Source organism: Devosia sp. MDV22-iso42, assembly GCF_058629155.1.
Genome location: NZ_JBZVWR010000006.1, coordinates 368,360 through 390,961, shown reverse-complemented (window position 1 = coordinate 390,961; position 22,602 = coordinate 368,360). Strand labels below are relative to the sequence as shown.

The 22,602-nt window shown below is 63.9% G+C and carries 20 protein-coding genes; 12 read left to right on the top strand and 8 right to left on the bottom strand.

Features of this window, described 5'->3' with window-relative positions; genetic code table 11:
* Positions 1-40: 40 nt before the first annotated feature.
* Positions 41-412 (top strand): pentapeptide repeat-containing protein, encoded by a 372-nt coding sequence (locus tag AC4NN3_RS03545; protein WP_491925734.1) that lies wholly within the window; start codon positions 41-43, stop codon positions 410-412.
* Between the two features lie 76 nt (positions 413-488).
* Here AC4NN3_RS03545 and AC4NN3_RS03540 read toward each other — a convergent pair whose 3' ends face one another.
* From AC4NN3_RS03540 to AC4NN3_RS03530, 3 genes are all read right to left on the bottom strand, one after another.
* Positions 489-968 carry a GNAT family N-acetyltransferase gene (locus AC4NN3_RS03540; protein WP_491925733.1) on the bottom strand — a complete coding sequence of 160 codons (480 nt, stop codon included), beginning with the start codon at positions 966-968 and terminating at the stop codon, positions 489-491.
* Entirely contained in the window at positions 965-1,585 is a 621-nt protein-coding gene (locus AC4NN3_RS03535) for a LysE family translocator (protein WP_491925732.1), read from the bottom strand. The genes AC4NN3_RS03540 and AC4NN3_RS03535 overlap by 4 nt, the downstream gene beginning before the upstream one ends.
* A gap of 98 nt (positions 1,586-1,683) precedes the next feature.
* Positions 1,684-2,232 carry a glyoxalase superfamily protein gene (locus AC4NN3_RS03530; protein WP_491925731.1) on the bottom strand — a complete coding sequence of 183 codons (549 nt, stop codon included), beginning with the start codon at positions 2,230-2,232 and terminating at the stop codon, positions 1,684-1,686.
* 298 nt (positions 2,233-2,530) lie between these two features.
* Here AC4NN3_RS03530 and AC4NN3_RS03525 point away from each other — a divergent pair, with 298 nt between their 5' ends.
* Positions 2,531-2,986, top strand: a complete 456-nt coding sequence (locus tag AC4NN3_RS03525) for a DUF805 domain-containing protein (RefSeq protein ID WP_491925730.1) — start codon at positions 2,531-2,533, stop codon at positions 2,984-2,986.
* Between the two features lie 53 nt (positions 2,987-3,039).
* Here the strand turns inward: AC4NN3_RS03525 and gyrA are convergent, their stop codons facing one another.
* The 4 genes from gyrA to AC4NN3_RS03505 all read right to left on the bottom strand — a co-directional run bounded on the left by gyrA (position 3,040) and on the right by AC4NN3_RS03505 (position 9,832).
* A complete protein-coding gene (gene gyrA / locus AC4NN3_RS03520; RefSeq protein WP_491925729.1) occupies positions 3,040-5,850 on the bottom strand; it encodes a DNA gyrase subunit A in 2,811 nt (936 codons plus the stop codon).
* 162 nt (positions 5,851-6,012) lie between these two features.
* The gene (locus AC4NN3_RS03515; protein WP_491925728.1) at positions 6,013-8,292 is read right to left on the bottom strand and encodes a putative bifunctional diguanylate cyclase/phosphodiesterase; all 2,280 of its coding nucleotides are present in this window, start codon (positions 8,290-8,292) and stop codon (positions 6,013-6,015) included.
* Positions 8,293-8,364: 72 nt separating this feature from the next.
* Positions 8,365-9,261 carry a FecR domain-containing protein gene (locus AC4NN3_RS03510; RefSeq protein WP_491925727.1) on the bottom strand — a complete coding sequence of 299 codons (897 nt, stop codon included), beginning with the start codon at positions 9,259-9,261 and terminating at the stop codon, positions 8,365-8,367.
* 166 nt (positions 9,262-9,427) lie between these two features.
* Positions 9,428-9,832 (bottom strand): winged helix-turn-helix transcriptional regulator, encoded by a 405-nt coding sequence (locus tag AC4NN3_RS03505; RefSeq protein WP_491925726.1) that lies wholly within the window; start codon positions 9,830-9,832, stop codon positions 9,428-9,430.
* Between the two features lie 145 nt (positions 9,833-9,977).
* Here AC4NN3_RS03505 and AC4NN3_RS03500 point away from each other — a divergent pair, with 145 nt between their 5' ends.
* The 4 genes from AC4NN3_RS03500 (at position 9,978) to AC4NN3_RS03485 (ending at position 15,470) form a co-directional block, all read left to right on the top strand.
* Positions 9,978-10,859: an NAD(P)H-binding protein gene (locus AC4NN3_RS03500; protein ID WP_491925725.1), complete on the top strand. Its 882-nt coding sequence runs from the start codon at positions 9,978-9,980 to the stop codon at positions 10,857-10,859.
* Positions 10,860-11,002: 143 nt separating this feature from the next.
* Positions 11,003-13,366 (top strand): efflux RND transporter permease subunit, encoded by a 2,364-nt coding sequence (locus AC4NN3_RS03495; RefSeq protein WP_491925724.1) that lies wholly within the window; start codon positions 11,003-11,005, stop codon positions 13,364-13,366.
* 134 nt (positions 13,367-13,500) lie between these two features.
* Positions 13,501-14,028: a hypothetical protein gene (locus AC4NN3_RS03490; RefSeq protein ID WP_491925723.1), complete on the top strand. Its 528-nt coding sequence runs from the start codon at positions 13,501-13,503 to the stop codon at positions 14,026-14,028.
* A gap of 113 nt (positions 14,029-14,141) precedes the next feature.
* Complete coding sequence (locus AC4NN3_RS03485; RefSeq protein ID WP_491925722.1) at positions 14,142-15,470, top strand: diguanylate cyclase domain-containing protein; 1,329 nt, start codon at positions 14,142-14,144, stop codon at positions 15,468-15,470.
* A 168-nt stretch (positions 15,471-15,638) separates the two neighbouring features.
* Here the strand turns inward: AC4NN3_RS03485 and ssb are convergent, their stop codons facing one another.
* Positions 15,639-16,142: a single-stranded DNA-binding protein gene (gene ssb / locus AC4NN3_RS03480; RefSeq protein WP_491925721.1), complete on the bottom strand. Its 504-nt coding sequence runs from the start codon at positions 16,140-16,142 to the stop codon at positions 15,639-15,641.
* Positions 16,143-16,471: 329 nt separating this feature from the next.
* Between ssb and scpC the strand changes: the two genes are divergently transcribed.
* The 6 genes from scpC (at position 16,472) to AC4NN3_RS03450 (ending at position 22,557) form a co-directional block, all read left to right on the top strand.
* Positions 16,472-17,974, top strand: a complete 1,503-nt coding sequence (scpC, locus tag AC4NN3_RS03475; RefSeq protein ID WP_491925720.1) for a succinyl-CoA:acetate CoA-transferase ScpC — start codon at positions 16,472-16,474, stop codon at positions 17,972-17,974.
* An 83-nt stretch (positions 17,975-18,057) separates the two neighbouring features.
* Complete coding sequence (locus AC4NN3_RS03470) at positions 18,058-18,702, top strand: LysE family translocator (protein WP_491925719.1); 645 nt, start codon at positions 18,058-18,060, stop codon at positions 18,700-18,702.
* A complete protein-coding gene (locus AC4NN3_RS03465; RefSeq protein ID WP_491925718.1) occupies positions 18,699-18,914 on the top strand; it encodes a hypothetical protein in 216 nt (71 codons plus the stop codon). The genes AC4NN3_RS03470 and AC4NN3_RS03465 overlap by 4 nt, the downstream gene beginning before the upstream one ends.
* Positions 18,914-21,808 carry an excinuclease ABC subunit UvrA gene (gene uvrA, locus AC4NN3_RS03460; RefSeq protein ID WP_491925717.1) on the top strand — a complete coding sequence of 965 codons (2,895 nt, stop codon included), beginning with the start codon at positions 18,914-18,916 and terminating at the stop codon, positions 21,806-21,808. Before AC4NN3_RS03465 ends, uvrA begins: the two co-directional genes overlap by 1 nt.
* A 251-nt stretch (positions 21,809-22,059) precedes the next feature.
* Complete coding sequence (locus tag AC4NN3_RS03455) at positions 22,060-22,212, top strand: hypothetical protein (protein WP_291363051.1); 153 nt, start codon at positions 22,060-22,062, stop codon at positions 22,210-22,212.
* 195 nt (positions 22,213-22,407) lie between these two features.
* Positions 22,408-22,557, top strand: a complete 150-nt coding sequence (locus AC4NN3_RS03450; protein WP_193335839.1) for a DUF1127 domain-containing protein — start codon at positions 22,408-22,410, stop codon at positions 22,555-22,557.
* Positions 22,558-22,602 lie beyond the last annotated feature (45 nt).

Genomic DNA, 22,602 nt, shown 5'->3' with positions numbered 1-22,602 from the left:
TGCCACACTGGACGGCATCAACCAACGACAGGAGCCAGCGATGAACCACGACAATCCCTTTGATGGCCCGCAGCAGCGCGAGGCGCATTATCGCCGTGCCGATATGGCCGGCAGTCATTTTGATGGTGTCAATCTGAGCGGGGCGCAGTTCTATGCCGTGCTGAGCGGCGCGGCATTCCGCGACTGCAATATGAGCGGCGCACTGTTCGACGACGTCGATTTCAGCGGCGCGACGCTGAGCAACATCAACATGTCGGGCACCAGCATCACCAATGCCAATCTGTCTGCCCTGCGCATTGCCAATGCCACCCTGGCCGGCGCCAGCATTGCCGACTGCAATCTGACCGGCATGCGCATCAACGGTATCCTGGTGACCGACCTGCTGGCCGCCTATGCAGCAAGCCCGGACTAGCCGGCCTTGGCAAGACGATCAGCGGTTGCCGGCCGATCGCACGAAGCCCGGAGAAAATAGCGTCCGCTGCACGGGGTCACTGGTGTGGCTTTTGTGGCGCCAGCCGGAAGAAAATATCGACGCCCAATCTGCCGAATTCTTCCTCCTGCAGCGTCCATCCCATGCCCAGATAGTAGGAGCGCAGCCGGGGTATGGCGTACAGATAAACCTTGCCATTGCCCTGGGCAAACATGGTGGCCGTCGCCTGTTCGACCAGGGCCTGCGCAATGCCTTGCCCGCGAAAGGCGGGCTCGACCCAGAGCGAGGCAATCCAGGGCCCCAGTTCAGGGCGTTCGTCGAGATCGGCGGCAATTGCCGATACCGTCCCGGCAAAAGACCCGCCGGCCAGTGCCACCAGCGTAAAGGGAAAGTCCGCGGCACCAATCACCTCGACCAAGTCCTGTTCAACCGCCGCCAGGGGCTCGCCATCGTGCTTAACCCAGGCATGCCAGAGGCGATCGGCGATAACGGAAGCAAACTGCTGCGCCGCGCGCAGGTTGACGATCGCGGTCGTCATGCCCGCTTCAGCAGCGCCAGCCAGACGCCCCCGGCCATCAGCACCAGGCCGGAAACGCGCGACACCACGCGCACCCGTGCCGCACTGAGCAGGTTGCGCGCCCTTCCGGCGATCAGCGCGTAGATCGCGTCGGTCGATCCGGCCACCAGCATGAACAGCAGCCCCAGCAGCATCACCTGCGGAAAGGTCGGCTGCGTCACATCGACGAATTGCGGCAGGAAGGCCCCCAGAAAGATCAGCGCCTTGGGGTTGGAGAGGATCACCAGGAACCCCTCGACCGCCATGGCAAGGCGGGACTTGCCGCGTTCGGCCCTGGCTGTCCCCAACTCACCCTTTGAGCGCCACATCTTCCAGCCCAGCCAGACCAGATAGGCGGCGCCGACCAGCTTGATCCAGTCGAACGCCCAGCCCATGAAGGCCACCAGCGCCTGCATGCCCAGGGCCACCACAAAGGTCATGACTAGAAATCCCGCCTGCGTGCCGGCAACGATGGCCAGCCCGGCTCCTGTGCCGCGCGCCAGCGCATTGGCGACGATAACCGTCACGGTCGGGCCGGGCACAATGGCCAGCAACAGGCAGGCGCCCAGATAGGGAACAAGGGTGGCAATATTGAGCATGGCAGTCTCCTTTGGAGGTCGAGCAAGCCATTGGCCGCCGCGCTTGACAAGTGCCAGTTGCGCCGCCGTGGCACGACAGCGGCGCAGCTACCGGCCGATCAGCGCCCGGTGACTTCCATGAAGCGGATGCGGTTATTGAACGGGTCAGTGACCTGGACTTCCATACGGTCGCTGTGATCCTCGATTCCCGGCTTCATATAGCGGTAGTTCTTGGCCGTCAGCTCGGCATGCAGCGCACGCACGCCGCGCATATAGATGCACATATTGCTGCCCGGCGTGGCATCGCCGGAATGCTCGGACAGATGCAGTCGCAGACCGAGGCGGGAGATTTGCGTATAGAGCGGAAAATCATCGCCATAGCGGTGTTCCCAATCAACGGCGAAGCCCAAAAAGCCAAGATAGAATTCATGCGCCTTGGCCACGTCGAAGATGCGGACGATGGGCACGGCGACCTCGAACGCCAGACCGTCACCCGTCGGGCCGGTTGGCGCCGCGGCGATGGCCGCCGAGAGCACGTTCCAGTTTTCCACGCCGAGCTGGCGGGCGGTGATTTCCAGAGCCTGGCTGTGCTGGAGCTCGATCTGGCGGTCGGCCAGCTCTTCGCGCATGGTCTTGGCCATGGCTTTTGCGTCGCGATAGTCGCGCATTGTCGTTCCTCGTTTCGGCGGAGGTCATCGTCAGCGCCCGCATTGCCAACGCCTGCGCCCAACGAATGAACGGTGCGGAGAACAAGAGGAGGCGTTCGCCATGCCCCGTTGCCGGGGTGCGGGCTGCTGGCCGCCTCCGGCCATGCACCGACACTAAACATTCAGCGCGGCCTTTGTCAGCACTATTTTGCCCACCGGACCCAGGTCCGTCGATTTCCGTAAAATGCCGGGCAATTGACGCCACAATTGCAAACTGCCTCCCGCTAGACTTGAGGCGGATGTAGGCGCGGGGGCGCGGATGGCTTCTTACCTTGACGGCCTGCTGCGCTATTTCGAATTCTGGGGCCGCAGCACCCGGATGCATTACTGGATGTTCTTTCTCGTCCAACTCGTCCTGCTCATCGCCGGGGTGGTGATCGACTACCAGATGCGCGGCGGCTTTAGCGGCTCGCTGGTGCATATGCCGGTGACCCTGTTCATGATCATCATTCACATCGTCCCGGCCATCACCGTGCAGGTGCGCCGCCTGCACGACATTGGCAGGTCGGGCTTGTGGTATCTGCTGAACTTTGTCCCGTTTGGCGGCCTCGTACTGCTCTACTGGGCCTGCCGCGCCTCCGATACCGGGTGCAATGACTATGGCGACCTGGAAGCCGGCACCCCTGCCCTCAGCGCGTCCAGCATGCCCGCCGGCACCAGGCTGGGCACCGGCCGCCGCGCCGGTGCCGGCCAGGCCGAGGGCCGCTTCATCTGACACGCCAAGGGGCGCCGTGGCGCCCCTTGCTTATGGTCCATCCGATTGCCGTCTCACTCCTCCGGGGGAACGTCCGGCGCTTCGGGCGCATCAGGGGTATCGGAACTGTCGGTCGTGCCAACATCCGGCACGCCCTCGGCACCCTCGTCTTCGGCGACCGCCTCGGGCTCGCGGATATGCTCGACCGACATCACCTTCTCGTCCGCGGCGGTGTCGAACACGATCACGCCCTGGCTGCCGCGGCTGACGATGCGGATCGGCTTGTCGCCACCCACCGGCAGGCGGATGGTCTGGCCGCCGTCGGAGATCAGCATGATCTGATCGCTGTCTTCCACCGGGAAGCTCGACACCAGGTTGCCATTGCGCTTGTTGACCGCCATGGCGACGATGCCTTTGCCGCCACGCCCGGTAATCCGATATTCGTGGCTCGAGGTACGCTTGCCGTAGCCGTTTTCCGAAATAGTCAGGATGAACTGCTCGGTGGCGCTCATCTGCGCATAGCGTTCCTGATCGAGCGCGCCGGCGACGACCTCGCCCTCGTCCGAGGTGGCGTCCTCGCTCGATTCGTCCTCGCCGCGCACGGCGCGGCTCATCTTGAGATAGGCCGCCCGCTCTTCCGCCGAAGCGTCGGAGTGGTTGATCACCGCCATGGAGATGACCACGTCATCCTTGGCCAGGTTGATGCCGCGCACGCCCATGGAATCGCGGCCCTTGAACAGGCGCACATCGTCGGTGCGGAAGCGGATCGCCTGCCCCATGGCGGTGGTCAGCAGCACGTCGTCATTGACCGTGGCCGTCTCGACGCCGACGATCTGGTCGCCTTCGTCCAGCTTCATGGCGATCTTGCCGTTCTGGCGGACCTCAATGAAGTCGGCCAGCGAGTTGCGGCGCACTGTGCCGCGCGTCGTGGCGAACATGATGTCGAGATTGGCCCAGCTGGCCTCGTCCTCGGGCAGCGGCATGATGGTGGTCAGGCGTTCGCCCTGCTCGAGCGGCAGGATATTGATCAGTGCCTTGCCCCGGGCATTGGCCTGTGCCAGCGGCAGCCGCCAGACCTTGAGCTTGTAGGCAATGCCGCGGCTGGTGAAGAACAGTACCGGCGTATGCGTATTGGCGACGAACAGCCGGGCGACGAAATCCTCGTCGCGCGTGGCCATGCCGGAGCGCCCCTTGCCGCCGCGGGCCTGCGCCCGATAGGTCGAAAGTGGCACGCGCTTGATGTAACCCTCATGCGACACGGTCACCACCATGTCCTCGCGGGCGATCAGGTCTTCGTCGTCGAAGTCGCCCAGCGCCTCGGAAATTTCCGTGCGGCGTGGAATGGCGAACTGTTCCTTGATCTCGGTCAGTTCCTGGCGAATGATTTCCACCACCCGCTCGCGGCTGCGCAGAATGGCCAGGTAATCCTCGATCTGGGCACCGAGCCCATTGAGTTCCTCGCCGATTTCGTCGCGACCCAGCGCCGTCAAACGGGCCAGACGCAGCTCGAGAATGGCACGCGCCTGCTCTTCGGAAAGGTTGAACGAGCCATCTTCATTGATGCGGTGGCGGGGATCGTCGATCAGCGCGATCAGCGGCGCCACGTCCTGGGCCGGCCAGCGACGGGTCATCAACTGCTCGCGCGCCGTCGCCGGATCGGGCGCGGTACGGATCAGCGCAATGACCTCGTCGATATTGGCCACAGCCACGGCCAGGCCGACCAGGATATGGGCGCGGTCACGCGCCTTGTTGAGCAGAAAGCGGGCGCGACGGGTCACCACCTGATGGCGGAAGTCGATGAAGGCCTGCAGCATTTCGCGCAGGTTCATCAACTGCGGCTTGCCGCCATTGAGCGCCACGAAATTGCAGCCGAACGAGCTCTGCAGCGGGGTGAAGCGATAGAGCTGGTTCAACACCACTTCGGGCAGCGCATCGCGCTTGATCTCGACCACCACGCGCATGCCGTTGCGGTCGCTCTCGTCGCGCATGTCGGCAATGCCTTCGATACGCTTGTCGCGCACCAGCTCGGCGATCTTTTCGACCATCGAGGCCTTGTTCACCTGATAGGGAATCTCGGTGATGATGAGCGCCTCGCGCTCCTTGCGGACTTCCTCGATGGCGACGCGCCCGCGCATCATCACCGAGCCGCGGCCCGTCTCATAGGCGCTGCGGATGCCTGCGCGCCCCAGGATGATGCCGGCCGTGGGGAAATCGGGCCCTGGCATCACGGCGAGCAGCTCGTCGAAAGTCACCGATTCATTGTCGAGCACCAGCAGTGCCGCATCGATGGTCTCGCCCAGATTGTGGGTCGGGATATTGGTGGCCATGCCCACGGCAATGCCGCCGCCGCCATTGACCAGCATATTGGGATAGCGCGCCGGCAAGACGGTGGGCTCGTGCTCGGAGCCGTCATAATTGTCGCGGAAATCGACGGTGTCCTTGTCGAGATCGTCGAGCAGGGAATTGGTGATCCGCTGCATGCGCACTTCGGTATAGCGCATGGCGGCCGGCATATCGCCGTCGACCGAGCCGAAATTGCCCTGCCCTTCCACCAGCAGCTGGCCCATGGAAAAGTCCTGCGCCATGCGCACCAGCGCCATATAGACCGACTGGTCGCCATGCGGATGGTATTTACCGATCACGTCGCCGACGACGCGGGCCGATTTGCGATAGGGCTTGTTGTACTCGTAACCATTCTCGCTCATCGAGAACAGGATGCGGCGATGCACCGGCTTGAGCCCGTCGCGCACATCGGGGAGCGCGCGGCTGACGATCACGCTCATGGCATAATCGAGGTAGGATTTCCGCATCTCGTCGGTGATCGAGATCATCGTAATGTCGGAGGGCGGCAGCGCGCCAGTTCCGTTGTCGGTCGTATCGGTCACTGGGGTGATTCTATGTTGGTTTTGTTCCCCGTTTTATAGGCGATGGCGGCAGAAAATGCTAATTTGGCGCTTCGGGAAGCTGTGGAGAGCCCCGCCGCTGCCGCCCGCCACCGGCGCGTGGCGGCCAGACCCGCGGCCGGCCGGCACCGACGCCCTGGCCAATCAGGCGGCCGGTGCCTGTTGCACGCCCAGTTCGGCGGCCAGGCTGGGGCGGCCGAACAGATAGCCTTGCCCGATATCGCAGCCAATGCCGGCCAGATAGGCTCGCTGCTGCTCGGTTTCGACCCCTTCGGCAATCACGGTCTTGCCCAAGCGCCGTGCCATTGCCACCGTCGTCTCGATTATCACCTCGCTCTGCGCATCGGGCAGTTTGCGGACGAAGGACTGGTCGATCTTGATCTTGTCGATGGGCAGGCTGGTCAGGTAGCTCAGCGAGGAAAAGCCGGTGCCGAAATCGTCCATGGCCAGGCACACGCCCATGGCGCTGAGCTGGCGCATGATGTCAAGGTTTCGCGGCGCCGCAACCATGTTGGCGGATTCGGTCAGTTCCAGACCCAGCCGCTGTGGTGCAAGGCCCGAGCTTTGCAGCGCCTGCTGCACCGAGGCCACCAGGTTGCCCTGGGCAAACTGCACCGCCGAGACGTTCACCGACAGCTTGCCTTGCCAGCGCCAGCGCGCGATCTGCCGGCAGGCCTCGCGCAGCACCCAGTCGCCGATCTCGACGATCAACCCGGTTTCTTCGGCCAGCGGAATGAAGTCGGCGGGCGACACCAGGCCCAGTTCTGGGTTGCGCCAGCGGATCAGGGCCTCGACGCCCACCATTTCCCCTGACCTCAGGTCGATCTGGGGCTGGTACAGCAGATGAAACTCATCGCGCTGAAGCGCCCGACGCAGTGCCAGGTCAAGCAGGCGACGATCGCGGATCTGCTGGCCATGCGCGGGCTGGTACACGACCGCGGCCACCTGGCTGGCCTGCGCGACCGCCAGGGCAATCTCGGCCTCCTGCAGCACCGAATCGGCCGTCGCCGCGCAATCGGTGCGGCTGGCGCTGCCGAACACGGCGCTCAGCAATACCGTGTGCCCGGCAATCTCATAGGGCCGCTCCAGCATGACCCTGGCCTGCTCCACGCTCGACACCAGGGTGCTGTCGGCCTGCCGCTGCTGCTGCACGGCGAAGGCAAAGATATCGCTGTCGAGCCGCGCCGGCAGGCCATGGTTGAGCCGTGTCAGGCGCGCCACGATTTCCCGCGCCACCTGATCGAATATTTCATGCCCCAGGCTGGCATTGACGGCGTCCAGACGCTGCAACTGGACCACGACCAGCGCCCCGCCCGCGGGTCCTGCAGTCACAGCCTCGACCAAGGCGTGGCGCGACATGGCCCCAGTGGGCGCGTCGTGGCGCGCCAAAAAGGCAAGCTGGGCCTGCTGGTGTTTGCTCTGCTGCCAGCGCCGCGCCCGCTCGTCGAGAAAGCACAGCGCCACAGCACCGCCAACCATGGCGTGATAGAGCGCAGTGTCGGCCACCATGGCCGACTGGTTCAGCGCCAGCAAGGCAACAAGCTCCACGGCAACGCTGGCAAAAAGCGCAGCGATGGCGCGCTGCGGTACCGAGAAGCGCTGTCGCGTCAGCAGCAAGGCCGCCACCGCGATCAGGCCGAGCAGGCTGGCGGGAACGAAACCCACGTCGGTAAGCGCGCGCCGTGCCTTGAGCGTTTCGGTCGCCGCAATCTGCACCATGCCGCCTTCGATGACGCCGAAGCGCGGCACGCGAAAATAGTCGCGCAGCTCGACGGCGCTGGCACCGATAACCACCTGCTTGTTGGCCAGCAGAGCCGGATCGACGCTGCCGTTGAGCACATCAATGACAGAAACCCGCTGCAGGCCGGTCAGGTCGATGCTGTAGTCGATGAGGATGGATGGCGGCGGTGCGCCCGTCTCTGGCGCCAACGTATAGGCTACCGACGGAATGGCCGACAGCGCCGCAGGGACGGATTCAAGCAGGGCGGTGCCATCGCCATCCACATTCACCAACACGGCTTGGGCCTCGGCCTCGAACAGCGGCAGCGGCCGGCTCAGCACGGTTTGGCCATTCGACAGCATCTGCTGGAACGCCGCCAGATAGGCGTAGCCCCCGGCCCGTCGCAAGGCTGCCGCAAAGGCGCCATCACCTTGCGGTGTGGAGGCGGCGCTGAAATCCACGTCGAAGACAATATCGAGCGCCCCAAGCTCGACCAGGCGATCCAGCAGCGCCGCATGGACCGTCCGGGGCCAGGGCCAGACCCCAACCGATTGAAGGCTGGCAGCATCGATTTCTACGAAGACCATATCGCCGCTGACCGGCCGCGACGACGCTGTGAACCGCCAACCCTGGAGGGCATTGTCCACCGAGATAAACCAGCCTGCCGCGGCGGCGCTCCAGAGCGCGGCAAGCAGGACGATCATGCTGGTGATCCGCACCAAGGCCCGCATCACCCCATTGCTCCCCACTCGGTCACGCCGGCTACCAGTGCCACCCTAGTCGTTGTTCAGGCCACCAGCGTTGTCCTTGCCGATCCCGCCTGCATTGCTGCTGCCGCGCTCCGCGTCACCGGCGGTGCCAGCCGCACCATTGGCATTGCCGGCCGCATTGCTTGATGCGCTGTCGCCACTGCCACCCGTATTGCTCGACGCGCTATTGCTCGTTGCGTTGCTGCTGGCACTGCTGGAAGCAGCAACGCCGTTGCCGTTGTCACGGGCACTGCTGGACTTTCCTTTGCCGGTGCTGGCGGTCAGGCCAAAGGCGTTGCCCGTGCCATTGCCGCCCGCATTGCTGGCACGGGCCGTTCCCGCTGCCGTGCCATTGGCAACCGGGACCCCGTCAAAGCTGTACACAGCCTTGGCGCCGTGGCCTTCCACCAGCAGGGGCGCCCCGGTGGTTACCGTGGCTTCCTGGCCTGGCCGGACGTTGACCACCAGGTCGTTGATTGTATCCTGCACCTGGACGACGCCCCGATCGACATCGACGCTGGCCCCGCTGGCATTGCTGCGCACGGTAAAACGCGTCCCCTTGACCACCGCGGCAAGGAACGGCGTCTGCACCGAAAAATGCTGAACATTGCGACGCTCGGCCTCGATCGACACCGTGCCGAAATCCTGCAGCACGGTGGTCTTCATATCGGGGCCCGCATCGACGATGCGGATCTGGGTATCGCCTTCCAGTTCAATGGTTTCGGCACCGCGCGAGAGGCCAGCGCGGCCATTGCTGGCAGTGCGCAGCAGGCGGTCATCATCGATAATGTCGCCGCGTCTGACCGGCTGCCAGCTGCCGTCGAGCATTTGCGTCACTTCACCACGGAGCCGGTCCACCTGCCATTCCGCAGCCATGGAAGGCGCCGCGATAAACAGCATAATCAAGAACAGGGACGGTTTCATCAGACGACTCCGGGCGAATTTCACCCTGGAGCATCCTCTGTTGCGCTTGCCAAACAGTTACGGCCTCTGGCTGTCAGGCGGCGCAGCGGCCACGACGCTTGCGCATGGTAAATGTTGTGCTGCCGGCTACGGTAAATTGCCAAGCGCGTGGCCACCCGACCAAAGCTCAGTTGGCCTGCTCAAACGCCTGCCGAGCCTGGTTGATGCGCTGATGGTTTTCCCCGGCCCATTCGATCAGATGGCCGAAAGGCACGATGATGGATTGGCCGAGCGGGGTCAGGCGGTACTCCACCGATGGCGGCTTGGTGTCGAAGACCTGGCGGGCCACCATGCCGTCGCGTTGCAGCGCCCGCAGCGTCTGGGTCAGCATCTTCTGGGAAATATCAGGTACCTCGCGGCGCAGCTGGTTGAAGCGTTTGGGACCGCCGGCCAGGGTCATCACCAGCAACATGCTCCACTTGTCGCTGATTTTGTCGAGCACCCCGCGCACCGGACAATCGCCACTGGCATTGCCGACATTATCGTTCCAGCGCGCCACATAGAGGGCAGCCTGATCGAGGGAGTTGAGCATGGTAGTTACTCCGGGGTGACGTTGAGCGGGCAAAGTGCCTCCTTTCGCAGCCGTAACGACTGCACTAGATAGCACTCTCCAATCGATACTTACTCTCTACCGGCATTCGCCACAAGAGAACGCGACCACCACAAGGAAAATGCCAATGACCAATTTCAAGGACCAGACCCTGCTCGTGACCGGCGCATCCGGCAAATTCGGCCGCCAGGCGGTCGAGGAGTTGCTGGCCCGCGGCGCGACGCGCATCGTGGCCGGCACGCGCGATCCGTCCAAGCTGGCCGATCTGGCCGCCAAGGGCGTTGACGTGCGCAAGCTTGATTTCGACGATGCTGCCAGCCTGGCTTCGGGCTTTGCCGGTGTTGATCGGGCGCTCATCGTGAGCACCGATGGCATTGGCCGTCGCACCGAGCAGCAGGGCAAAGCGATCGCCGCCGCCAAGGCCGCCGGCGTCAAGCACATCGTCTATACCTCTGCGCCAGCAGCCCGTCCCAATCTGGATGCGGGTCTGAGCCCCGAGCACTTCTGGACTGAAGTGGCCATTGCCCAGAGCGGCCTGGACTTCACCATTCTGCGCGATCACATGTATGCCGAGAATAATCTGATGGATGCCGGCCACGTTATTGCATCGGGCCAGCTGTTCGGCCTGATCGGTGACCGCGGCACGGCCTACGTCGCCCGTGCCGATGCCGCGCGCACCGCGGCCGGGGCGCTGCTGACCGCCCAGGGCCAGTCGATTGAGGACGTAACCGGTCCGGCTGCGGTTACCAATGTCGAGCGCGCCGCGGTCTACACCCAACTCACCGGCAAGCCGGTTTCGGTGATTGCCATCACCCCGGCCGAGCTCACGGGGGGCATGATCGCCGCTGGCCTGCCGGCAGCGGTTGCCGATATGCTGGTGGCGTTCCAGGTGGATGCAGTCACCGGGCATCACGGCGTGGTCACCGATGTTGTCGAGCGCTATTCCGGCCGCAAGCCGCAGGCCCTGGCCGACGTCCTCGCGACCAATCGCGCCGCCCTTACCGCCTGATCCTGCCGGCCCCGCCTTCGTGCGGGGCCGTTGCCCACAGCCATTGTGGGTTCTGCTTCGCCCGGTACCGGGGCCTGCTGGACGTCCTCAGGACAAACCCCTACCAATTGCGCCTATTGGTGCGCAGGGGCGGAGTCGGCCGGGTGTCTGTTGGTTCTGTGTTCAACCGCCTCTGGGCGCGCTTCACCTATGACCGGTCCATCGGTTTCGGGCTCGAATATGTCGGCCTGACCACGCTGCGCTTTCCGCGTGCCATTGCTCTGGCCGTGCTGGCTCTTTCCATTCTCTGCCTGACCCAGATGCCGCGGCTCGCGGTCGATGGCGACCTGATGCGCATCTATGCCCATTCCGGCCATCACTACGACGCCTATGAGCACCTGTCCGATACCTTCGGCACCTTCGAGAACGACATCTATGTATTGGTCAGCTCTCCGCGCCTGACCGAGCCGGAAACGCTCGAGCGGGTGCGCGAACTCGCCTTCGATCTCGAGCTCAATGACTATGCTGTGGGCAGCATGTCGCCCTTCACCCTGCGCAAGCCGGACGGCTTCGGCAACTCGGTGCCCGCCGTGCCCGAAGGCATGGATGACTTTGCCGAGGTGGCACAGGCACTCAGCGACCTGCAGCAGAACGACCCGATGATGCGCAACCTGATCACGCCAGACCTCACCGGCATGGTGCTGATCATGTTCCCCAACCAGGCCATGACCAAGGGCGACGGCACCCGAGACATGATCGCCAAGGTGCGCGAAACCATCGCCTATTATGCCGACGACAATATCTCCATCGAGCTGACCGGCCCGCCGATCTGGACCTCCGAAATGCTCGTCGCCGCGGTCAACGACCAGATCAAGTTCACGGGCTGGGGCTTTGCCCTGGGGGCGCTCATCGCACTGCTGGCGCTGCGCTCGCTGCCGGCGGCGCTGCTGGTGACGGCGACGCCCTTCCTGGCGGTGATGTGGTCCATGGGCATCATCATCCTCTGCTTTGGCTCCTTCTCCTTCCTCACCATCATCGTCACCACCTTGGTGCTGGTGATCAGCTTTGCTGAATCCATGTTCTTCGTCTTCAACTGGCTGGCCTATTGGCGCGACGGTATGGAGCCCAACAAGGCGGTCGATGCCACGGTCAAGCTGGTCGGCCCGGCGGCGGCGCTGACCATGCTCACCACCTTTGTCAGCTTTGCCTCGCTGGCGCTGACGCCCGGCCAAGGCGTGCGCGAATTCGCCATTGCCGGCGCCATCGGCACCTTCCTGCTGTTTGTCTGCCTCATGACCTTCCTGCCGCTGATGCTCAAGGCCGCCATCCGGCTCGGCTTCAAGCCACCGGCCCGCAGCAGTCTCGTGCTGACCGCCCCGCTGCCTTTGGCCTGGTTCATCGCCAGCCGCTTTGGCCGCCCGCTCGCGATTGCGGCCATCGTCGTCACCGTGCTGCTGCTCATCCCCTATGGGCTGATTCAGCCGCGCTTCTCCTTTGAGGACATGCTGGCCAAGCAGTCCAATGCCCTGACCACCGCCGAGCAGATCGACGAAGGCGTCGGCGGGGTAGCGCCGCTCTATATCCGCGTACCGCTGTCCGGCACCGATCCCAATGTCGACGACGCCGATTTCGCCACCATACAGCGCGTCCATGCCATTCTCGAAAGCCATATCGGTGAGAACAAGGTCATCTCGGCGGCCAATCTCAGCAATTACACCGAGACCGGCTTCAGCCGCGAGGAGGTCTTCGACTCCGTCGGCCCCTTCCTGCGCAAGCGCTTCATCACCGAGGATGGCGGCCAGGCCCTGATCACCGGCTTCATGCCCACCATCATCGATTCCGACACGCTCAAGCAGCTGGTGGTGGATGTCACGGCTGAGATGCAGGCTTCCGGCATTGTCGGGGCCGAAATCGGCGGGCTGCGTATCCTCACCACCTTTGCCACCGACCAGATCGTCTCCGGGCTGCAGCTCGACCTGACGCTGTCGGTGCTGGTCAATCTCGCGCTGATCGGCTTTGCTTTCCAGTCCTTCCGGGTGGCGCTGGCCTCGGCCATTCCCAATCTCTTCCCGGTGCTGGGCACCGAGGCCTGGCTCTACTTCACCGGCCAGGGCCTGCAGCTGACCACGGTGATCGCCCTGACCATCGCCTTCGGCATTGCCGTCGACGACACGGTGCATTTCCTCTCGCACTATCTGCACGCCAGGCGCGAAGAGAAGATGGACCATATGACGGCCATCAGGCATACGCTCGAGCGCATTGGCGGCGCCATCGTCGCCACCACCATCATCCTTTGCGCCGGCATGATCATCGTCGTCTTTTCCGATCTCCCGCAGGTCGCCCTGTTCGGCATGCTCTTTGTCGCCACGCTCGGCTTCGCCGTGATCGGCGATCTCTTCATCCTGCCCGCCCTACTGGTGGCCGGCGGCCGCTTCTTTCAGCCACTGGGGCGGATCCGTGTGCATACTGCCAACCACGCGCCAACCCCGGACGATCCGGCCGATGCCGGGGGCGCAGCCCTGCCGTGAGTGCTGGCCCGCTTGCGAGCAAATGCCGCACCCGGCTACATTGCCGGGGCATGATTCTGGCCAGCGGCGTGGCGCCACTCGGTTTCACGCACCCGATCTGCCTTGGGGCATGATTTTACTGGAGACGTGACGGTATGACCCATTTCAATCGGCTGGCAACGGCACTGGTCCTGGCCGGCGCGCTGACCACCGGCAGCGCCGCTCTGGCGCCCGCCTTTGCCGGCCCCGCCGAGCTGGCGCTGCTGCAGTCCTATATCGGGGAATGGCGCGGCCGCGGCACGCTGACCGGCGCCAATGTCGAGACCGTGGTCTGCCGCCTGGCCCTCACCCCGGGCAACCAGGACAAGGTCAACTATAATGGTCGCTGCAGCCTGGCCGGCACGCAGCTCTCGGTGGCCGGCACCATGGCCTATATCGAGGCCAGCCGCCGCTACGAGGCGGTGATGAGTTCGAACGCCACCTTCAACGGCGTCGCCGTCGGCCAGAAGCGCGGTCAGGGCCTGGTCTTCAACCTGCGCGAGCGCGACGAGGACGAAGAGGGCAAGGAACTGGCCATCTCCGCCCAGATCAGCCTGGCCCAGAACGCCATCGGCGTGCTCTTCGACGTGATCTATGTTGAAAACGGCGACAGCCTGCGCGCCGAGGTGCCCTTCACCCGCTAGGCAGCGCACGCGGCAAAAAGGCCGTGTATGGGTGCTCTTTTTGCGCATGCAAAGCGAAAGTCTTAACCCCGTGGGCGTTAGCCTGAGGGCGACTACTTGCATTGGGTCGCCCATTGACCAGCCTCCACGCCACCACTGACAGGCGCCTGACCCCGGCAGATGCGCCTTCCAGCGATCCGGTTCCGGCGCTGCTGGCGCGCCTGTGTGCCCTGCTGGGCGTCGATAGCGCCAGCCTGAGACAGCGCGCTGGCGACCGCCTGCGTCTGCTGGCCGGCAGCGGCAGCAGCACCCACCATGCCGCGTTGGCGCCACTGCAGCGCCTCGCCCTCGATGCCGATGCGCCCCTGGTCATCCCCGATCTCGACAGCTCGGGCGCCGGCCTCTCGGCCCTGCGCTTCTTTGCCGGCATCCCGCTGGTTACCGGCGATGGCCAGACGCAGCTCCTGCTCACCCTGGCCGATGCGCGGCCGCGCAGTCCGGCCATGGCGCACCAGCTGGCGGCCCTGGCCATCGATGTCACCAGCCGCGCCACCATTGCCCGGCTCTCCCGAACCCTCGAGCAGCAGCGTGCGCTGACGGCACAGCGTCTCGCTCTGTTCGATCGTGCCTCGCGCACCGCCCGCATCGGCGTCTGGAGCTGCAACCTCGCCGACCAGTCGCTGGAATGGACCGATGGGGTCTATGACCTGTTTGAGCTGCCGCGCGGCTCGGTCCTGTCACGCGCCAATACCGTGGATCACTATCTGCCCGAATCACGCCGCGTCATGGAAGCCGCCCGGGCCAAGGCCATCGCCGAATGCAGTGACTTCTGCGTCGATGTGGAGATCCGCACCGCCCGCGGCGCCCGCCGCTGGATGCGCCTGACGGGCAATGTGGAAACCAGCGACGGCGTCGCGACCCGCATCTTTGGCATGAAGCAGGACATCACCGAGGAAAAGCTGCTGGCCGACCGCACCCGTTATCTGGCCGAGACCGACGTGATGACGGGCCTGCCCAATCGCAGCCAGTTCCAGAACCGGCTCGCCGATCTGCAGGGCACGGAACATGGCGCACCGATCACCGGCATGCTGCTGGTCGACCTCGATGGCTTCAAGGACATCAATGACAGCCATGGCCACGCTTTGGGCGACGAGTGCCTCAAGGAAGCGGCCGCCCGCCTGCTGGCCTGCTGCGGCGAGGCCGTGCTGGTCGCCCGCATTGGCGGCGACGAATTTGCCGTCCTGCTGGGCGCCCGGACCGACATCGAGGCTCTGGCAAAGTCCATCGTGCACGCCGTGGGCCAGCCCTATACGCGCGATGGGCGCCCCATCGCCCTGAGTGCATCTGTGGGCGCCGCCCGCTATGAGGGCGGCTCTGCCGACGAACTCTTCACCCAGGCCGACATGGCGCTTTACGCCGCCAAGGCTGCTGGCCGCAGCACCAGCCGCACCTATTCCCGCTGAGCAGGCACGGTGACGCAGCAGGTTTCGGCGCATCACCCTGATATCAAGCCGGGGTGGCATCCTTCAGGCACCGTTGACGGCGGTCCACCCTTGAACTGAAAAATGGGCCGCCGAAGCGACCCATTCCCATGATCCAGACAGACCGGCATCGGGCCGAAGCGGCCCGGCTCAGAACGGGATATCGTCGTCCATGCCGCCGGGCTCGAAAGCCGGGGCGTTGGACTGGGGCCGACGGGCGCCACCGCCGCCACCGCCATTATTGTTGTCGCGCACGCCGCGGAAACCGCCACCATCGCCGCCGCCGGCATTGTCGCCATCACCGCGGCCGTCCAGCAGCGTCAGGTTCGAGTTGAATCCCTGCAGCACCACTTCAGTCGAGTACTTGTCGGCGCCGGACTGGTCCTGCCACTTGCGGGTCTGCAACTGGCCTTCGATATAGACCTTGCTGCCCTTCTTGAGGTAGCTCTCGGCGACGCGGGCCAGACCTTCCGAGAAGATCACCACGCGGTGCCATTCGGTCTTTTCGCGGCGCTCGCCGGTATTCTTGTCCTTCCAGTTTTCGGAGGTGGCAATCGACAGATTGACCACCTTGCCGCCACTGGGCAAATTCCTGATTTCCGGATCGGCACCAAGATTGCCGACCAGGATCACCTTGTTGACACTGCCTGCCATCGTTCATTCCTTTTCATTCATTCATTCAGTCCCGGCCCTGCTGGCAGCGGGACGCTCACTTACACTTGTGCCAGCCTCTGCCGCCCCTGGGCGGCCGGCTCATCTGCCTGGCGACAAGCCCGTTCTAGCCTGTTCCAGACCACATGGCGCGCCAGAACCACCGGTTCTCAACATCTATGGCGTGCCGCGCATAGCGTCGATCAACCCCAATGTTCTCTATATGTTCTTACCTGCCGATCGTCAAGCACTAGACTTCGCCGTGTTGACACGGATCAATCACGCACGTCCCAACGGTGATAGCAATGGCGGGCCGTTCTCAGGATTAGACCATGCCCCCCATCGACTACAGCGCCCGCATCCACAACCCCGACCTGCTCGCGCGGATTACCACGCCCGAGGCTGCTGCCGCCCTGATCAAGCATGGCATGATCGTGGGCATGAGCGGCTTTACCAAGGCCGGCGATGCCAAGGCCGTGCCGCTGGCCATGGCCCAACGCGCCAAGACCGATCCGTTCCAGATCACCCTGATCACCGGCGCCTCGCTGGGCCATGATATCGACCGGATTCTCACCGAAGCGCATGTACTGGCCCGCCGCATGCCCTTCCAGGCCGATCCGACCCTGCGCCAGGCGATCAATCGCGGCGAGGTCATGTTCATCGATCAGCACCTGAGCGAAACCGTCGAGCACCTGCGCTCCAAACAGCTCGGGCCGATCGACTACGCCATTGTCGAGGCCGCCGCGATACGGGCCGATGGCGGCATTGTTCCCACCACCTCGATCGGCAATTCGGCCAGCTTCGCCATCCTGGCCAAGCAGGTGATCGTCGAGATCAACCTCTCCCAGCCGCTGGGCCTTGATGGCCTGCACGACGTCTATATCCCCACAAAACGCCCTGCCCGCGAACCCATTCCGATCATGTCCTGCAACAGCCGGGTCGGCACATCCTATGTGCCCATTCCACCCGACAAGATCGCCGCCATCGTCATCACCGACGAAGTCGACAGCGCCGCGAGCGTCTCGCCGGCCGATGCCGACACCGATGCCATTGGCAGCCACCTGATCGACTTTCTTCAAAGTGAGGTCGACAAGGGTCGCCTCGACCTCACCCTGCAGCCACTGCAGGCCGGCATCGGCTCAATCGCCAATTCGGTACTGCGCGGGCTGGCCAAGGGCCCCTTTCATCACCTGCAGATGTATAGCGAAGTGCTGCAGGACTCGACCTTCGATCTGTTCGACGCCGGCAAGCTCAGTTTTGCCTCGGCCTCGTCCATCACCCTGAGCGCCCCCTATGCGGCTCGGGTCTTTGGCGATTTTGCCCGCTACAAGGACAAGCTGATCCTGCGGCCGCAGGAAATCTCCAATCATCCCGAGGTCATCCGGCGACTTGGTGTTATCGGCATCAATACGGCGCTCGAATTCGACATCTATGGCAACGTCAATTCCACCCATGTCGGCGGCACCATGATGATGAACGGCATCGGCGGCTCGGGCGATTTCGCCCGCAACGCCTATATTTCCATCTTTGTCACCAAGTCGCTGGCCAAGGGCGGCGCGATCTCCTCGGTCGTGCCCATGGTCAGCCATGTCGATCACAGCGAGCATGACGTCGATATCCTCGTCACCGAGGTCGGGCTCGCCGATCTGCGCGAACTGGCGCCGCGCGAGCGGGCCCGCGCCATCATCGACAACTGTGTGCATCCAAGCTACCGCGACCAGTTGAACGACTATTTCGACCGCGCCGTGGCGCGCGGCGGCCACACCCCCCATCTGCTGGAGGAAGCCTTTTCCTGGCACCTGCGCCGCCAGCAGACCGGCAGCATGCATGCCTGATGCGGCCTGACGGGCCACCCTGCTGACACGCCCTGTCAGCAGCCCTGCCCCACAGCACCCTCTGCTGCGATCGGGGGACGCTGATGGATTATGCTCAGGCCCTGTGGGTCTACACCTTCTTGCTCTTCGGCATCATCGTGGTGCCGGGCATGGACATGTTCTTCGTCATCGCCAATGCACTGACCGGCGGCCGCCGGGCCGGCTTTGCCGCCGTGGCCGGAATCATGCTGGGCGGCGCCGTGCATACGCTGTTCGGTGCCCTGGCCGTCGGCGTCTTCACCCATCTGCCCGCGCTGCTCTATCAGGGGCTCATCCTTGTCGGCGCCGCCTATATGGCCTGGATCGGCTGGACCCTGCTGGGCAGCGCCATCACCGTGGCGGGCATCCCCGTGCCGCGCACCCGCCCGCACTGGGTGGCTTTCCGCCAGGGCGCCATTACCTGCCTGCTCAATCCCAAGGCCTATCTCTTTGTCATGGCGGTCTATCCGCAGTTCATCCGCTCCCAGTTCGGTCCGATCTGGTCGCAGGCCCTCGTCATGGGCGCGCTCACCGCCCTCATGCAGTTTGCCATCTATGGCGGCCTGGCGCTGGCAGCCGGCAAGGGCCGCGATGCCCTGGTGGGCAATCCGCAATGGACCATCTGGATCGGCCGTGGCGCCGGCGCCCTGTTTCTCGCCGCTGCCGCCTTCACTGCCTGGCATGGCGTGACACTGGAGATGCAGACTTGACCGAATCCCCATTGTTCCGCTTATGTTCCAATGGCAAAAGCACCTTTGGCAAGGCAGGCAGACACGCTAAGGTGACCGTCGCGCCGGGCGGCCATGCGCGGGAGCCGCTTGCGGCAGTGATGTGCCGCGCCTATTTTCCGGTTCTCCCTTTGCCAACCGACCGTTTGACCGCCGTGCCGCCGATCCGGCGCACCGAGCCAGGACTTCAATGATGACGCCAAAGCCAAGCCTCAACCGAGAGATCATCGTGCGCGGTGCCCGTGAGCACAATCTCAAGGGCATCGATGTCAAGCTGCCGCGCGACAGCCTGATCGTCATGACGGGCCTGTCCGGTTCCGGCAAGTCCTCGCTGGCCTTTGACACCATCTATGCCGAGGGGCAGCGCCGCTATGTCGAATCGCTGTCGGCCTATGCCCGGCAGTTCCTTGAAATGATGCAGAAGCCCGATGTCGAGCATATCGAGGGCCTGAGCCCTGCCATCTCCATCGAGCAGAAGACCACCTCGCGCAACCCGCGCTCAACGGTGGGTACCGTCACCGAGATCTACGATTACCTGCGCCTGCTCTATGCCCGCGTCGGCGTGCCCTATTCGCCCGCCACCGGCCTGCCGATCGAGAGCCAGACCGTCACCCAGATGGTCGACAAGACGCTCGAGATCGCCGAGGGCACCCGGCTCTTCCTGCTGGCGCCGATCGCCCGCGGCCGCAAGGGCGAGTACAAGAAGGAACTGGCCGACCTGATGCGCAAGGGCTTCCAGCGCGTCAAGATCGACGGCGAATACTATGAGATCGAAGACGCTCCTGTCCTCGACAAGAAACTCAAGCACGATATCGAGGTGGTGGTCGACCGCATCGTCATCGGCCCCGACATTGCCGGGCGTCTGGCGGAGAGCTTCGAGACCGCGCTCAAGCTGGCCGATGGCATCGCCCTGATCGAATATGCCGACCAGAAGAACGAGGACGGCACGCCGCGCCAGCAGACCTTCTCGGAAAAGTTCGCCTGCCCCGTCTCCGGCTTTACCATTGCCGAGATCGAGCCGCGCCTGTTCTCCTTCAACAATCCGTTTGGCGCCTGCCCGGTCTGTGACGGCCTGGGCACCGAGCGCAAGATCGACGCCGACCAGATCGTGCCCGATGCCAGCCTCTCCATTCGCGCTGGCGCCATCCTCCCCTGGTCCAAGACCAGCGCGCCCTATTACATCCAGACGCTGACCGCCGTGGTCAAACTCTTCGGCGCCTCGGTCGAAACGCCCTGGAGCGACCTGCCCTTCGAGGTGCAGCACGCCGTGCTCTATGGCACCGGCCGCGACAAGGTCGATTTCGTCTATGACGACGGCCTGCGCCAGTACAAGACGTCCAAGGCCTTTGAAGGCGTCATCGGCAATCTCGAGCGGCGCTACAAGGAGACCGAAAGCGCCGGCATGCGCGAGGAAATCGAGAAATACATGTCGGCCAAGCCGTGCCTGGCCTGTGGCGGCTATCGGCTCAAGCCGGAATCACTGGCGGTCAAGATCGATGGCTTCCATATCGGCCAGGTCACCGAGCAGTCGATCCGCAGCGCCGCCGCCTGGTTCGATGCCCTGCCCGCCAGGTTCACCCCGACCCAGCAGCAGATCGGCGAGCGTATCCTCAAGGAAATCCGCGAGCGCCTGAACTTCCTCATCGATGTCGGCCTCGATTACCTGACCATGGCCCGCAATTCCGGCTCGCTGTCCGGCGGCGAAAGCCAGCGCATTCGCCTGGCCAGCCAGATCGGTTCGGGTCTGACCGGCGTGCTCTATGTGCTCGACGAACCCTCGATCGGCCTGCATCAGCGCGACAATGCCCGCCTGCTCGATACGCTGCGCCGCCTGCGGGACATCGGCAATACGGTGATCGTGGTCGAGCATGACGAGGATGCCATCATGACGGCGGACTATGTCGTCGATATCGGCCCGGGCGCCGGCGTGCATGGCGGCCATATCGTCGCCGAAGGCACGCCGCAGGACATTCTCAACCATCCCGATTCGCTGACCGGCAAATATCTGTCCGGTCGCATGGGTATTGCCATGCCCGCCGAACGCCGCAAGCCCAAGAAGGGCAAGGCCCTCAGCATCAAGGGCGCCACCGGCAATAACCTGAAAAATGTCTCGGTCGATGTGCCGCTCGGCCTGTTTGTCGCCATTACCGGCGTGTCAGGCGGCGGCAAGTCGACGTTGATGATCGACACCATGTATCAGGCCATCGCCCGACGCCTCAACGGCGCCCGCGTCGTGCCGGCGCCGCATGAGAGCCTCACCGGGCTCGAATTTCTCGACAAGGTCATCGATATCGACCAGAGCCCGATCGGGCGGACACCCCGGTCCAATCCGGCCACCTATACCGGCGCCTTCACGCCGCTGCGCGAGTGGTTTGCCGGCCTGCCCGAGGCCAAGACTCGCGGCTACGGACCGGGGCGCTTCAGCTTCAACGTCAAGGGCGGGCGCTGCGAGAAGTGCCAGGGCGATGGCCTGCTCAAGATCGAGATGCACTTCCTCCCCGACGTTTACGTCACCTGCGACGTCTGCAAGGGCAAGCGCTACAACCGCGAAACCCTCGAGGTCCAGTTCAAGGGCAAGTCGATCTCCGACATCCTCGACATGACCATCGACGAGGGCTGCGACTTCTTCTCGGCCGTGCCGGTGATCCGCGACAAGTTCGCCACGCTGCAGCGGGTGGGCCTGGGCTATGTCAAGATCGGGCAACCCGCCACCACCCTGTCGGGCGGCGAGGCCCAGCGCGTCAAGCTGAGCAAGGAGCTCTCCAAGCGCGCCACCGGCCGCACGCTCTATATGCTCGACGAGCCGACCACCGGTCTGCACTTCCACGACGTGGCTAAGCTGCTCGAGGTGCTGCACGAGCTGGTCGAAGGCGGCAATACCGTCGTGGTCATTGAGCATAACCTCGAAGTGATCAAGACCGCCGACTGGGTCATCGATCTGGGGCCCGAGGGCGGTGATGGCGGCGGCGAGATTGTGGCCATGGGCACGCCCGAGGACGTGGCCGCCAATACGCGCTCCCATACCGGCCAGTTCCTCAAGGAGATCATGGCGCGTCGGCCGCACTTTGAGTCCAGGGCCGCCGAATAGCCACGCCACCACGCCGCGGGCGTAATGCGACGGTCAAGGGTAACAGTCTGCTAGCATTTTCGGCCATTCGGTGGTGACACATCGAATGGCCTGCTACAGCCGCCGCAGCGCGAAGATTGCGGCAAACACGTCAGTATTGTGAAAATGCCATGCAATTTTTGCATGATGCGCCTGACGTTAAGGGCATGGCGCTACCGCGCAAATCATCCCATCTTGAGGCTGTTATTCCGTCTGCCAAAAGGGATATTCCGATGTTTGTGCGAGCCGTCTGGCGTATCAAACGCCTGGTCGACATCAAGCAGACGTTGCGGGAAATGGACGTTCCCTCGACGCGTGATGCCGATCTGCTGGGGCTCTCCGGCCCCGACTTCTCCAAGATGACGCGATCGCTGTTCGATCGCTGATTGCTTGGAGCACCAGAATTGTTGATGGCCGCCGGCATGCCACCCGGCGGCCATCGCCGCTTTCAGGGCTTAAGATTCCATCAACCATATTCGTCCAGCCCCGCATAAACTGCATAGCTCGTTTGACCATTCTCCCACTGCTCATCCATGCGGCACTGCTCTAAATATAAGCTCGTAAACACAAGGAGACTTCCAATGGACATCCGCAAGACTTTCAAGAAATGGGCCGCTTACCAGCAGACCGTTCGTGAACTCGCCGCTCTCGACAATCGTCAGCTCAACGACTTGGGCATTTCGCGCACCGATATCAATCGCGTTGCCCGTGATCATGCCAGCGCTCTCTAATATCGGCGCATCTGGACTTTCAATCGACCCAAACCGAACACCCGC

Coding starts and splice junctions, on each gene's coding strand:
- AC4NN3_RS03545 (WP_491925734.1), top strand. CDS start 41: ATGAACCACGACAATCCCTTTGATGGCCCGCAGCAGCGCGAGGCGCAT.
- AC4NN3_RS03540 (WP_491925733.1), bottom strand. CDS start 968: ATGACGACCGCGATCGTCAACCTGCGCGCGGCGCAGCAGTTTGCTTCC.
- AC4NN3_RS03535 (WP_491925732.1), bottom strand. CDS start 1,585: ATGCTCAATATTGCCACCCTTGTTCCCTATCTGGGCGCCTGCCTGTTG.
- AC4NN3_RS03530 (WP_491925731.1), bottom strand. CDS start 2,232: ATGCGCGACTATCGCGACGCAAAAGCCATGGCCAAGACCATGCGCGAA.
- AC4NN3_RS03525 (WP_491925730.1), top strand. CDS start 2,531: ATGGCTTCTTACCTTGACGGCCTGCTGCGCTATTTCGAATTCTGGGGC.
- AC4NN3_RS03515 (WP_491925728.1), bottom strand. CDS start 8,292: ATGATCGTCCTGCTTGCCGCGCTCTGGAGCGCCGCCGCGGCAGGCTGG.
- AC4NN3_RS03510 (WP_491925727.1), bottom strand. CDS start 9,261: ATGAAACCGTCCCTGTTCTTGATTATGCTGTTTATCGCGGCGCCTTCC.
- AC4NN3_RS03505 (WP_491925726.1), bottom strand. CDS start 9,832: ATGCTCAACTCCCTCGATCAGGCTGCCCTCTATGTGGCGCGCTGGAAC.
- AC4NN3_RS03500 (WP_491925725.1), top strand. CDS start 9,978: ATGACCAATTTCAAGGACCAGACCCTGCTCGTGACCGGCGCATCCGGC.
- AC4NN3_RS03490 (WP_491925723.1), top strand. CDS start 13,501: ATGACCCATTTCAATCGGCTGGCAACGGCACTGGTCCTGGCCGGCGCG.
- ssb (WP_491925721.1), bottom strand. CDS start 16,142: ATGGCAGGCAGTGTCAACAAGGTGATCCTGGTCGGCAATCTTGGTGCC.
- scpC (WP_491925720.1), top strand. CDS start 16,472: ATGCCCCCCATCGACTACAGCGCCCGCATCCACAACCCCGACCTGCTC.
- AC4NN3_RS03470 (WP_491925719.1), top strand. CDS start 18,058: ATGGATTATGCTCAGGCCCTGTGGGTCTACACCTTCTTGCTCTTCGGC.
- uvrA (WP_491925717.1), top strand. CDS start 18,914: ATGACGCCAAAGCCAAGCCTCAACCGAGAGATCATCGTGCGCGGTGCC.
- AC4NN3_RS03455 (WP_291363051.1), top strand. CDS start 22,060: ATGTTTGTGCGAGCCGTCTGGCGTATCAAACGCCTGGTCGACATCAAG.
- AC4NN3_RS03450 (WP_193335839.1), top strand. CDS start 22,408: ATGGACATCCGCAAGACTTTCAAGAAATGGGCCGCTTACCAGCAGACC.